This is a genomic window from Pseudomonas sp. ok272 (genome assembly GCF_900109995.1).
Taxonomy (GTDB): Bacteria; Pseudomonadota; Gammaproteobacteria; order Pseudomonadales; family Pseudomonadaceae; genus Aquipseudomonas.
Window position 1 is genome coordinate 1 of sequence record NZ_FOCB01000032.1, and the last position, 12,501, is coordinate 12,501.

12 protein-coding genes are annotated in these 12,501 nt (G+C 54.7%); all 12 read left to right on the top strand.

Going from position 1 to position 12,501, the window contains the following annotated elements; genetic code table 11:
* Positions 1-1,518 (top strand): DUF2345 domain-containing protein (locus tag BMW74_RS24040; RefSeq protein WP_139208468.1); only part of this gene is annotated, 1,518 nt, incomplete at its 5' end.
* 4 nt (positions 1,519-1,522) lie between these two features.
* Positions 1,523-2,296, top strand: a complete 774-nt coding sequence (locus BMW74_RS24045; RefSeq protein WP_093426593.1) for a hypothetical protein — start codon at positions 1,523-1,525, stop codon at positions 2,294-2,296.
* Between the two features lie 75 nt (positions 2,297-2,371).
* Complete coding sequence (locus tag BMW74_RS24050) at positions 2,372-2,782, top strand: hypothetical protein (protein WP_093426594.1); 411 nt, start codon at positions 2,372-2,374, stop codon at positions 2,780-2,782.
* A 98-nt stretch (positions 2,783-2,880) separates the two neighbouring features.
* Entirely contained in the window at positions 2,881-3,297 is a 417-nt protein-coding gene (locus BMW74_RS25100) for a hypothetical protein (RefSeq protein ID WP_139208470.1), read from the top strand.
* 688 nt (positions 3,298-3,985) lie between these two features.
* Positions 3,986-6,043: a lipase family protein gene (locus BMW74_RS24055; protein ID WP_093426595.1), complete on the top strand. Its 2,058-nt coding sequence runs from the start codon at positions 3,986-3,988 to the stop codon at positions 6,041-6,043.
* Positions 6,044-6,062: 19 nt separating this feature from the next.
* A complete protein-coding gene (locus tag BMW74_RS24060) occupies positions 6,063-6,836 on the top strand; it encodes a hypothetical protein (protein WP_093426596.1) in 774 nt (257 codons plus the stop codon).
* Positions 6,833-7,690: a hypothetical protein gene (locus BMW74_RS24065; protein ID WP_256562658.1), complete on the top strand. Its 858-nt coding sequence runs from the start codon at positions 6,833-6,835 to the stop codon at positions 7,688-7,690. Before BMW74_RS24060 ends, BMW74_RS24065 begins: the two co-directional genes overlap by 4 nt.
* Positions 7,690-8,550: a hypothetical protein gene (locus BMW74_RS24070; RefSeq protein ID WP_256562659.1), complete on the top strand. Its 861-nt coding sequence runs from the start codon at positions 7,690-7,692 to the stop codon at positions 8,548-8,550. The genes BMW74_RS24065 and BMW74_RS24070 overlap by 1 nt, the downstream gene beginning before the upstream one ends.
* Positions 8,550-9,410, top strand: coding sequence for a hypothetical protein (locus BMW74_RS24075; protein WP_256562660.1), 861 nt, complete (start codon positions 8,550-8,552; stop codon positions 9,408-9,410). Before BMW74_RS24070 ends, BMW74_RS24075 begins: the two co-directional genes overlap by 1 nt.
* A 119-nt stretch (positions 9,411-9,529) precedes the next feature.
* A complete protein-coding gene (locus tag BMW74_RS24080; protein WP_093426597.1) occupies positions 9,530-9,796 on the top strand; it encodes a PAAR domain-containing protein in 267 nt (88 codons plus the stop codon).
* Between the two features lie 3 nt (positions 9,797-9,799).
* A complete protein-coding gene (locus tag BMW74_RS24085) occupies positions 9,800-10,963 on the top strand; it encodes a hypothetical protein (RefSeq protein WP_256562661.1) in 1,164 nt (387 codons plus the stop codon).
* Between the two features lie 281 nt (positions 10,964-11,244).
* The coding region (locus tag BMW74_RS24090) for an ImcF-related family protein (protein WP_305881719.1) at positions 11,245-12,501 on the top strand (1,257 nt) is incomplete at its 3' end.

Here is a 12,501-nt window from a genome sequence, read left to right on the forward strand (position 1 = left end):
CCCTACGCCCACATCGACATGGAAGGCCGCTACCGGGTCAACTTCCTGTTCGACCGCGACGACTGGAAACTCGGCCACGAAAGCATGTGGCTGCGCCAAGCCCGACCCTACGCGGGCGACACCCACGGCCAGCACTTCCCACTGATTGCCGGCACCGAGGTGGCGGTGGCCTTCGAACACGGCGACCCCGACCGCCCCTACATCGCCCACGCGCTGCACGACAGCAAACACCCGGACCACGTCAGCCTGCGCAACTACAAACGCAACGTCCTGCGCACCCCGGCCAACAACAAACTGCGCATGGAAGACGAGCGCGGCCAGGAACACGTCAAGCTCAGCACCGAGCACAGTGGCAAGAGCCAGTTGAACCTTGGGCACTTGGTGGATGCGCAGCGGGATAAACGGGGGGAGGGGTTTGAACTGAGAACCGATGGCCACGGTGCTATCCGTGGGGGCAGTGGGTTGTTCGTCAGCGCCGATAAGCAGCCCAAGGCCTCCGGGATACAACTCGATATGGAGGCCGCCATTGATCAACTGGAGAGTGCGCTGTCCCTGGCGCGCTCCCTGGCAGACGCGGCGCGTAGCAGCCAGGTGACGCCGGGCGACACCGACAGCCAAAAGCGATTGGTCGCAGCGCTCAGGGGCCTGGCGCAACCCGGCATCCTGCTGCATGCCCCAGCCGGAATCGGCGTGCTCAGTCCCAAGGCGGTGTGCGTGTCTTCGGGTGGTGAGAGCGTCGGCATCATGGCGGCCCACAACACCGACCTCAGCGCCGGTCAAAACATTACCGCTACCGCAGAAGACGGCATCAGCATGTTCGCGAACCAGGCCGACCTGCAACTCAAGGCCGGCAAAGGCAAAGTCGAGTTGCACGCGCAAGGCAACAGCCTGCACGCGCTGGCCAAGACCGACATCAAGATCGAAAGCCTCAACGGACGGGTAGAAATCACTGCCCCGGACGAGTTGGTACTCAGTTGCGGCGGTGCCTACATCCGCCTCAAGGACGGAGACATCGAAGTCGGTGCCCCCGGCAACCTCTACCTCAAGACGACCCACGTGCAAAAAATCGGCGCTGCCAGCCTGAGTACGCCTGCCACACCGGTACCGGCCGGTTACTCGGGGAGTTATCTACTGAAGGATAAAACCCAGGCGCCGATGCCATTTACCCGGTACCAGGTCACTACCCAGCAGGGCGAAGTGTTCAAAGGGGTGACCGATAAAGACGGTCGGACCATGAAGGTGCATACGTTGTTGCCGGGGGAGTTGAGGATTGAAATGTTGAACTCCGAGAACTGGATCAGTTTTTCTGCTCCGCCGGAGATCAACTACCAAGGGGTTAAATGTACAGCAACTATGGATGATGGGGCGGTTTTACAGGGTGAATTCGACAGTGAAAATAAAGCAAGTTTTTATGCTTTTTCAGGAGGCGCATGTGTCAAGTTTGAAATAGAGAGCCTAGATCAATATACCGATATGCCCAGCGGAACAATAATGATCCTAAAGAAGCTTGAGGGATAAAGTCATGGATAATTTCTATCGAATCTATCTAGCCAAAGAAGATCATCTAATTGATGTGGACGCATTGGCGCAGGCTCTCGAGAGTTTTGAAGGCGTAGCGCTTAAGTTTTCTGCCGACTTTATAAAAGATTCCGAGCAACGAAGTAATTACAATCGTAACATTCAAAGGGTTAAGGCTGGAGTTTTGGCGGAAGTTAGCGCTGGCAGAGTCTCGGTAAAAGAGGCTTCCCAGTTTTGCTATGAAATGCGCAATAAAATCATGACGGAAATTCGATATAGCACATCTATACATGGGCAAGCGTTTGCACTGAAGAAAAAACAGAATGCTCCCGCGCTGGAAAAGTTACTGAATAATAAAGCGCTTGATAGTTTTGGCAAGCAATTTAGCTCGTTAAGCGAGCAGCAAAAAAATGTGGTGCATTATGGGGTCATTGAATCTTCCGCTAGATCCAGTGCTGGATACAATACGATGAATAAGGTCCTAAATATCACAGGGAAAGTTCTTATTGTTGTCACCATTACCTATGCTGCATACGAAATCATCAATGCTGAGAATAAAATTAAGGAGTCGATTAAACATGGCTCAATAATAGGAGGTGGATTTGTAGGGACTGCTCTAGCTGGAGCAGTCGCTTCAGCTTTCTGTGGTCCAGGTGCCCCGTTGTGTGTAGTTGCATCAATGCTCATAGGTGGGGCAGGGGGCGCGTGGTTAACATCTAAAGGGACAGAATATTTTGATCTGGAGCTAGATGAGTTTACTAGATGGAGCATCAGATAGTTTATGGTTTATTAGGCTTGGAGGTTTTCTTGATTGGCTAGAAAGACCTATAAAATTTGTCAGGAGGGATAGTCGGTGGAGTACTCGGTTTTGTTGGTGTTGAAGCTATCTTCTATCTTTGGGCCGTTTTTTTTAGGCTTTATTGGCTTTGCGGTAAATTGTTATATTGCATGCAAGGATTTGGATGCAGTGCTCAAGAATTTTAAAAAGAGTCGCATAATAGTTTCGTACGGTGGTTTGTGGGGGAAAGGGACGTTTACTGCACGCTACATGCTCGCCACTATAGTATCTGGTAGCGTGCTTTTACCTGGCAGGCATATTCGTAATGGGGTGCTGGATTCTGAAGAGTTGGTTCGCCTGCCTCCTACAATAAAACTGCGCATGAAGTGGTCGGTAGGGCTTATGGCGGGAGCTTTTTTATGGTCGCTTTTAACGGTAATTGTGATGGAGACGATTAAGCGGCTCAATGCAAGTGGATTAAATTAGTGCGCGTAAAGTAAGGCTGAGTCGAACTTTTGGTGGGTCTTTAGGTCCCAATGTCTTTGGGCTTTTAGTGGGTAAGTCGCGAAGGCTAAGAGTCGAAAATGATGCTGCTTGCAGGTGATGTACTGGAGGATTGTGATGAGCTTAGTGTCAATTCAGATATTTGCATGGGTCATGCCGTCGCTTTTTTTCTCATTGCAAGCACTATAAATATCTATATCGGCTATCGAGATCTGAGTGTGGTTTTTGATATTTTTAGCAAGGGTTGGGCTATTTTATATTATGGGCGATGTCCTCCGGAGAAAATGACGTTTTTATCGCGTACTGCTTTAGCATTCCATTTGTCGGGAACGCTCGCTTGGCCAGGTCGGTACATTCGTAATGGAATACTTGAACCTGAAGAGCTTGCTCAATTACCTGCCTTCATACAAGTCTGGGTGAAATTGGCCGCAGGTTGTACATTGGCTGCATGTGTGGGGTTGCTTGTGTTTTGTGGCGTTATTTTATTTTTAGAATAATGCCTTGCTGCTAATAAATCTGGGGTTTCTATCAAGTTGTTTAACCTTTGGATGGGCGAGGCGCATATATGAGGTATCGTTCTTAATGGATTGCGTTTTATATAAATTTTGCATCCGGGGGTTGGGGGTATGATCTGGGTGAAAATTTTAGTGTTTTTGTCTCCGTATATTCTGTTTTTTATCGGAATGGCGATAAGTTGCTATATTGGGTATCGTGATCTCGATGTGGTGTTAGGTATATTTAAAAAAAGTTGGGGTGTTCTATATTATGGAAGGATGCAGGAGGGGAACTGGACTCTCCGTACACGTACTTTTTTGGCGTCCAATTTGTCTGGGACCCTCGCTTGGCCAGGCAGGAACCTTCGCAAGGGAATGCTTGAGCCTGATGAACTCGCTCAATTACCGCTCCCAATACAGGCGCGTATGAGATGGGCCGCGGGATTTACACTTGCAGGATATATAGGGCTATTTATATCTTGTGGTGTGTTTTTGCTTCTAGAGTAGTGAGTGTATTATTAATGAATTATTTAGATTGAATATCTTCAGTGTCAACAATTGGCCGGTGGGACAGAGGTGATTTCTTCTTGTGGTGTAGGCGTAATGGGGTGGCGGCTAAATGAATTCAGCTCTTATTAAATTATTCCAAGTAACCACGAATCTAATGATGCACTTAGAGGGTTAATTTAACGTGAGCGACTATCTGCACCGAACCGATACGCTCGGTCCTTGTAAGGAAGTTACCTGCCATGGCGAGCAAAAGCGCCGCTGGGTTGAGTTCCAGTTACTGGATGAGCGGGGCGAACCACTGGCGAACCTGCCTTATGAGGCGGTAAACGATGCCATGCGCGCGAACTGCGCACCTGGGTGCTCGGGTGTGAGTGATGCCCAGGGCGTGATCCGCATTGAAGGCCTGCACCCTGTGGCCATCACCCTCAAAATGCAGGCCAACCCTTTGGCCGAACAACTGCAAACCCGTCGCCTGCGCGCGGTACGCGCCGAGCCGCCGCTGCCGGGTGTGGGCGCGCGTACGCCGCTGTATGGCGCGCAGCGGTCGGGCTTCTCGCCGGTTGAGCAACAGGCGCGTGCGGCAGGCCATGACTACCACTACCTGCGCATCGGCCAGTTGTGTGATCAATCACCGGATTTCGACCCGCCCCTGGCTGACCCCGAGCAACTCCCGGCCTACCACTTCCCGGATTCACGCTTTGCCGGCTTTACCGTCAACGACGAAGCGCTGGATCGTCGCCATGTGCTGGAAGTCTGTCCGTTTCGGGCCTGGTCGCTGACCCTGCACCACCAACCGGAGTACAGCCTGATCAATGCCTACAACTTGGGAGTGATGAGTCTGTTGGCGTATAGCACGTCACCCGAAACAGAGCGCGGCTCGGTCAAGGAATTCTTCGAACGACAGTGCCAGGACCTGTCACGCACGCCGCGCGTCTGGGACGGCGGGCGCCAATCGCTTTGCGTGGTGAATGACGTGCCTTTTCATGATCGATATGTGATCGCCAAGCCGTTGGACACGGGTAAAGCGGACCCGCCTGAAGGTGATACGCAGTTGTTCTATGCGATCAATGCTACGCAGGTCCTGGTGGCTTGGCGGGGCACTGAGATGACCAGCGTTGCTGACTTAAAAACCGATGTAACCCTGCGCCCAGTCAAGCCCGAGATCGCGGTGCTGTGCGAGACCCAGGTGCCTTGTGCAGACTTGACCCCGCAGGGCAGCGTTCACTTGGGGTTTCGTGATGCTTTTGAAGTGGTCAGAAGAGTCTATGGCAAAGATTTAGGCAAGACTATTCCTGAGGCAATTGATGGTAGAAGGTTGTTCATCTGCGGTCACAGCCTCGGCGGTGCCCTCGGCCTGGTTCAGGCCGCTTCGCTGAAATTCCTAAATCCGCTGCTCTACACCTACGGCATGCCAAGGACCTTCACTCTCAAGGCGATGCCGGGCCTGAGCGATATAGTGCACTTTCGCCATGTCAATGATATCGACCCAGTGCCCACCGTTCCGCCCCAAGCTGCGCTGGATAATTACCTGTATGACCTCTATGGTCCGCTGGGCACGACCCTGGGGGCCGCGTGGTCGCTCGCCCAGTTGACCGCCAGCCAGGTGTTCCGCCACGGCGACGCTTATTGTCACCACGGCGAAATAGCCATGTTCTTCATGGCCGAGCAGCACACGCAGCAGCGCGGCTCGGCCTATCCGGCTTACCGCAGCAAGGAAGGCCTTGGCGCGCCTTACTACAACACGATCAACGTACGCCTGCCGGAAAAATCCAAGGTGTTCGTGGTGCCCAGCCTGAGCCCCGACGATGACCAGCAGGCCGAACAGGCCCAACTGCATTTCACCCGTTCATTGACTGCCGAGAGTCGTAGCCGGTTTTTCCCTGCGCACCGCAACCTCAAGGAAGGCCGGGTCCTGGGGGCTACCAAACACCTGATGTTGGCGGGGTACATGCCGTACCTCTATGGCCAACTGCTGGAGTGTCTTGACCCAGGGCGCGATCCATTGCTGGAGCGGCAGCTGGCTCGCGAGCGATTCGAACAACAGATGCAGGCGAATCGGGCCAAGATTCCAGAAGATGAGTACCTACGTAACCGGGTGTTCCTCGAATTGCAGTCCTTGCTGGGGCGGACCCTGCGCGCCACCCGAGAAGCGGAGGGCGGTGCCGAAGCACTCGAACGCTTCAACGCTGTAGCTGACGCCAACGGCTATGTCGAAAAAAACTACGGTTTAGCCGGCTAACGCGGCGAGGAACAAACACATGATCAAGAAGACGCCGATTGCACTGTTTACGCTGCTCATCAGCCTGAGCGGTTGTGCCCAGGACTACAGCCTCGGTCCGCCTACAAACAGTGAGCTGATGACAATCACGGTCAAAGTGCCGGAGGAACTAGAAGCAGAGACCCTACAGGTCATGTATCGATCAAGTACCTGCAAGCGCATTACGGTGGGGGGCAGCGGACAACGTGTTGAGCAGGACGGCCGTCACGGCATTGATGTGCAATTGCAACGCCAAGGACAGAGTGATGTGTACCAGACCAAGTTGCCTATGGATGGCGGTGGGGCGTGCAAGTGGCATCTGGCCAATGTGATGTTTGGCGTAGCCTACGCCTATCCCACGCGTTTTGGTGAGGGCGTGACCTATGGGGCGGGGGGCGGCGTTGTGGTGATCTTTGATCACAACAACTCTCCGCGTGGTGGTGCCGATATCAAAGTTGATGGGGACTTGGTGATCAAAAAGGACTACTACCCCTGGCTCAGCGAGGCCTTTCTTGGGGGCTATAGAAAACAAATCAGCTTGGTAAGCAGCGGAGGTATCTATCTCGCTTACCAAGCATTACAGGCCCGCAACGTGTATTTCGAACCCGTCCTACACTCCAATTTTGTGGTGAAGTCGGAAGGGAACAAGATTCATAAGGTTGGTAGTTACATACAGTTCACTTATCCAGATGGTACGACAGAGAGGGATGGCCGCTTTCAACCAAACTTTCGCAAACTAGAAGCCATTCGCCAAGCAGTGGAGGCCAAGCGATGAGCGGTGCACTCTCAACTGCCCGTAAGTCGCGCATAGGCTATCTATTGCAGCTGTTGACTCGCCAACGATTTGAATCGCGATACGCGACCGAGAGGGCGACGCTTATCCTGTGCGCCCTATCTATAAGCCTGAGCGGTTGTGCCCAGGACTACAGCCTGGGTCCGCCTGCAGACAGTGAACTGATGACCATCACGGTCAAAGTGCCTGAGGAACTAGAAGCAGAAACTATGAAGGTCATGTATCGCTCGTCTACCTGTAAACGCGTATCCCTAGGGGGGAGTGGGCAACGTGTTGAGCGAGATGGTCACCACGCAATTAGCGTGCAACTGCAGCGTCAAGGGCAAAGTGATCTTTACCAGGCCAAGTTGCCGATGGATGGTGGCGGTATGTGCAAGTGGCACCTGGCCAACGTGACATTTGGTGTTGCCTATGCCAATCCAACACGATTTGGCGAGGGTGTGACCTATGGGGCGGGGGGCGGCGTTGTTGTCGTCTTCGATCACAATAGTTCGCCACGTGGCGGTACAGGTATCAAAGTTGATGGAGATTTGACGATCAAGAAGGGCTACTACCCGTGGCTGAGTGAGGCTTTTCTTGGGGGTTATAGAAAACAGATCAACTTGGCAGGTGAGGGCAGTATCTATATCGCTTATCAAGCATTACAAGCGCGCAACGTATACTTCGAGCCCGTTCTACATTCCAACTTCGTAGTCTACTCAGTCGGACCGAAAGTAAAAAAAGAGGGTAATTACACTTCCATTACCTATCCCGACGGCAGCATCCAGACAAATGGTCGCTGGGGACCTAACTTCCGCAAACTAGAAGCCATTCGCCAAGCAGCGGAGGCCAAGTAATGAGTGGTGTATTTTCAATTGCCCATAAGTCGCGCGCCAGCCATCTGTTGCAGCTGTTAAGTCGCCAACGATTCGAACTGCGACACACGATCAAGAAGGCGCCGATTACTCTGTGTGCCCTATTTATAAGTCTGAGCGGGTGTGCCCAGGACTACAGCCTGGGTCCGCCTGCAGACAGTGAGCAGATGACCATCACGGTCAAAGTGCCCAGCGCGTTAAAGGCAAGAACGCTGCAGGTCATGTATCGCTCGACTACCTGTAAACGCGTTTCCATAGGAGGTTTTGGCCAACGTGTCGAGCAGGACGGCCGTCACGGCATTGACGTGCAACTGCAACGTCAAGGACAGAGTGATCTTTATCAGGCCAAGCTGCCGATGGATGGCGGTGGAGCGTGTAAATGGCATCTAGCCAATGTGATCTTTGGAGTTGTCTATGCCAATCCGATGCACTTTGGCGAAAACGTGACTTGGGGGGGCGGGGGCGGAGTAGTGGTGATCTTTGATCACAACAACTCTCCAAGAGGCGGAGCGGATGTGAAAGTGGGTGGCGACTTAACGATAAATAAGGATTATTACCCTTGGATCGATGAATCATTTATTGGTGAGTACAGCAAGGATATTAGTCTGCTGGGCGGGGGCGTAGATTACTATTTTAGTTATCAGGCCTTAGAGGCTCGGAGTGTGTATTTCGAACCTGTATTTCATTCTCGGTTTCTGGTTAGCTCTGTAGGTCCAAAGCAGAAAAAGAAAGGTAATTTTGCAACCTTCACTTACCCCGATGGTAGCATCGAGAATGTAGCTAGTGCACGACCAAACTTCCGCAAACTAGAAGCCATTCGCCAAGCAGCGGAGGCCAAGTAATGAGTGGTGTATTTTCAATCGCCCATAAGTCGCGCGCCGGCCATCTGTTGCAGCAGTTAAGTCGCCAACTATTCGAACTGCGACACGCGATCAAGAAGGCGCCGATTACCTTGTTTGCCGTGTTTATAAGCCTGAGCGGTTGTGCCCAGGACTACAGCCTGGGTCCGCCTGCCGACAGTGAGCAGATGACTATCACGGTCAAAGTGCCGGAGGAACTAGAAGCAGAGACCCTACAGGTCATGTATCGATCAAGCACCTGCAAGCGCATTACGGTGGGGGGCAGCGGACAACGTGTTGAGCAGGACGGCCGTCACGGCATTGATGTGCAATTGCAACGCCAAGGACAGAGTGATGTGTACCAGACCAAGTTGCCGATGGATGGCGGTGGGGCGTGCAAATGGCACCTGGCCAATGTGATGTTTGGTGTTACTTATAAAGACCCAACTCGATTTGGCGAGAACGTGATAGGGGGCGCGGGAGGCGGAGTTGTGGTGATCTTTGATCACAACAACTCACCACGGAGGGGCGCGGATATTAAAGTTGATGGTGATTTGACGATTAAAAAAGACTACTACCCCTGGATAAAGGAGCGTTTCTTAGGTGGGTACACCAAACGTGTCGGTCTTGCCGGTGATGGTGACATTTATTTGATGTATCAGGCATTACAGGCACGCAGCGTGTACTTTGAACCCATTCTGCATTCCGACTTTGTCGTCTATACCGCCGGACCGAAAGTAAAAAAAGAGGGCAATTACACTTCCGTTACTTATCCCGATGGTAGTTTTCAGGTCGATGGTCGTTGGGGACCAAACTTCCGCAAACTAGAAGCCATCCGCCAAGCAGCGGAGGCCAAGCAATGAGCGCAGTAAACCTCTCCGCCTCTATTGAGCAGTTGCGCCGTGGGCTACAGATTCCCCCAGCGATTAATGCAAACAAGCGTACTCGTTCGTAATTAATGACCAGAAGGAGTTCTACTTTTATGTCCAGGAGCTTTGTTTTATTGGGTGACAAGACCACTCACGGTGGAGTGGTCATTTCGGCCTCGTCAACGACCATCGTCAATGGCAAACCGATCGCCTTGGTAGGCGATGAAGTGAGTTGCCCGATACCGGGGCATGGGGTCAATCGGATTGTTGAGGGTACTGGGCACTGGTCTGAAAATGGCCGCGCGATGGTCGTTGATGGCTGTCTTTGTCAATGCGGGTGCCGGGTGATCTCCAGCGCTAGCGATTGTGTGGTGGGTTGAACCATGGGCTGGGATCGTCAGGCACCCGAAGTGGTGGATGCGCCAGAGTCGTTGCAGGTCGGGCGTTGGGTTTTGGCCGCGGGTATGGCCCTGTTGGCTGGCGTGCTGCTGTTCTTGCTGCACGCTTCTGAACGGGTGCCACTGCTGCAAATGTTGAACATCTGGGCCGTGTGCAGTGTGCCGGTGCTGATTTGGGTCTTGCTGTTCGCTACCCGGGCCTATGTCTACGGAGGGGCGTTGAACGATTACCAGTTTCTTGAGGACGAAGCAAAAAACGCACAGCAATCCTGGCAGGACTGGGCGCAACGCTTTGTAGCGGTGCATGCCAGCTGCGTGCTGCTACCGGACCAGGTATCTGCCAGCGCACTGGTCCAAGGTACGCCCGACCTGCCACCTCGTATGGGGCAAGTACGACGTATTGCGACGTTGCCCATGCAGGCGCAGGCGCGCGCAGTGACCGGGTTGCGGTTGTTGTTCCCGGCACTGGAGCCTGCGTTGAAAGCACTGCCAACGGACCAGGAACTGCGGGTCACCGTATTGAGCGACATCGATCCCGCGCAATACGACGCCTTGCGCGATGCCTGGCAGTTGGCCTGGGGTGCGGCAATTCGGCGACCGCCGCCCACGCTATTCAGCGTGGTTGATGAGTTGTCGTATCAGTGGATCGACGACACGCTGAAAACCGCATCTACCGCGGTGGAGTTGATTTTGGTGCTGCAAGTGCAAGGTGAGGCCGAGTACAGCGACGCCTTGGCGGCGTTGCTGCTATCTCCGGACCGCTTGGCCTTCGAGTCAGCCCTGGCAATGAAGGGACGGCTACTGCGCCCAATGCCCTTGGACATCGACGCACTCAATAGCGAATTACCCCTGTTCTTACAAACCCAGGCGAGCGCGCGCCTGGCGGTAGGCCTGTTGGCTGACCGTGAAGACTGGCAGCCGTTGGCGGGTCAGGTCTTTAGTGCCGTCGGAGCGCATGGCGGGGCGCTACAGGTAGAGCAACGTTGGAATCAGGAATGTTTATGTGGCTTACCAGGGCCGTTCAGTCACTGGGTGGTGGCGGCCCTTGGCGCTGAAATGGCTCTGCATCGCCAGCAGCCGCTGTTGGTGTTGTCCCAGAACGGGGCGCGGCATTGGATCAACACCGTGACCACAGGAGAGTGGGTATGACAGGTGGAACTAACGCATGGCAGCGTGTTGGCGCGGCCGTTTGGTTCATCGCACTGCTGGCTGTGCTGGTATGGCTAATTTGGGGGTATGGCGAGCGGGTTGGGTTGACGGAGCCTTTGCACAAGGTGCTGGCTTTTCTACTCAGCGTTTGCGTTGTGGTCATAGTGCGTCAAGCACCTCGTCTGTGGACGCACCTAAAACGCCAACGCCACCGAGAGCAAGGATTGGCCGATAAGGTTTATCCGCAGCAAGACGCGCCCTTCGTATCGCCACGTCGACCAATGTCTGGACCGCACGACTTACGCGAACACCTGCGCGAATACCACGGGTTCCTTTGGCGCTTCAAAGTACGCCTGTTGCTGGTTGTCGGCGAACCTGACCAGGTCAACGCCATTGCCCCTGGCCTGGTTGAACAACGTTGGCTGCATGACCAATACACGGTGTTGCTGTGGGGGGGCAGCGTGCAGGCCCCATTGGATGACCCATGGTGGCGTAGCTTTAGTACGCGTTGGCGTGGTCTGGATGGGGTGGTGTGGGCGCTGGGCAAGGCGCAAAGCAACGATGCGGCCGCGATGGAGCGGGGTGTGCGTCATCTGCGCGGGTTGGCGCGTAAGCTGGGCTGGCAACTGTCGCTTTACCTGTGGCAGGTGTGTGAGAGCGATTGGCCCCAGGCCAAGCGTGAAACTCAGCCGGTGGGTTGCCTGCTGTCTTCGCGGGTTAGCGCCGAGGAGTTGGAAACGCAGTTGAGCCAACTGGTGGCACCCTTGCGCCAATTGGGTTTGGATCAGATGCAGCGCAAGCGCGATCATGACTTTTTGCTGCGCTTGTCCCAAGAATTGAAGGACGAGGGCATCGCACGCTGGCGTCAGGCGCTCGCACCGTTGTGGGGGCAATTTGCACGCGGTGTACCGCTGCGCGGGCTGTGGTTTAGCCTGGCATTGCCGTCGACGGATAATCAACAGGCGGATCGTTTCTGGCGCGCGGACCCCGCGTGGGGCGGTGTGCTGGGAGACCAAACGGCTCACCCTCGGCGCCTCGGCTGGCCCGCACCCCGCATCGCTTACGCCTTGGTGCTCGGCTTGGTCCTCCTCTGGTCCACCGGCCTGTTGCTGTCCTTCGCCAGCAACCGCGCGCACATCGTCCAGGTGCAGGACGCCTTGGCCGGTCTGGACCAGGCCGGGCAGGGCGATGAGCAATTGCGCGCGCTGAATGAGCTGATGCGCGAGCTCGGTCGCCTCGATTACCGCGCCACCCACGGCGTGCCGTGGTACCAGCGCTTCGGCCTGAGCCAAAACGCACCACTGCTCGAGACCTTGTGGCCGCGGTATGTCGAGGCCAATAACCGCCTGCTGCGCGACCCGGCGGCGGCGAATTTGCAGCGTCAACTCAGCGCCCTGGTCAAGTTGCCCGCCGACAGCCCCGAACGCGCGGCGCGGGCCACGCTGGCCTACGATCAGCTCAAGGCCTACTTGATGATGGCCCATCCGGAGAAGGCCGATCCGGCGTTCCTGGTCCAGGCCCTGGGCGCCGCCGAACCG

What these genes read in the sequence shown, in the direction of transcription:
- BMW74_RS24045 (WP_093426593.1), top strand. Translation starts at nt 1,523, where the DNA reads ATGGATAATTTCTATCGAATCTATCTAGCCAAAGAAGATCATCTAATT.
- BMW74_RS25100 (WP_139208470.1), top strand. Translation starts at nt 2,881, where the DNA reads ATGATGCTGCTTGCAGGTGATGTACTGGAGGATTGTGATGAGCTTAGT.
- BMW74_RS24060 (WP_093426596.1), top strand. Translation starts at nt 6,063, where the DNA reads ATGATCAAGAAGACGCCGATTGCACTGTTTACGCTGCTCATCAGCCTG.
- BMW74_RS24065 (WP_256562658.1), top strand. Translation starts at nt 6,833, where the DNA reads ATGAGCGGTGCACTCTCAACTGCCCGTAAGTCGCGCATAGGCTATCTA.
- BMW74_RS24070 (WP_256562659.1), top strand. Translation starts at nt 7,690, where the DNA reads ATGAGTGGTGTATTTTCAATTGCCCATAAGTCGCGCGCCAGCCATCTG.
- BMW74_RS24075 (WP_256562660.1), top strand. Translation starts at nt 8,550, where the DNA reads ATGAGTGGTGTATTTTCAATCGCCCATAAGTCGCGCGCCGGCCATCTG.
- BMW74_RS24080 (WP_093426597.1), top strand. Translation starts at nt 9,530, where the DNA reads ATGTCCAGGAGCTTTGTTTTATTGGGTGACAAGACCACTCACGGTGGA.
- BMW74_RS24085 (WP_256562661.1), top strand. Translation starts at nt 9,800, where the DNA reads ATGGGCTGGGATCGTCAGGCACCCGAAGTGGTGGATGCGCCAGAGTCG.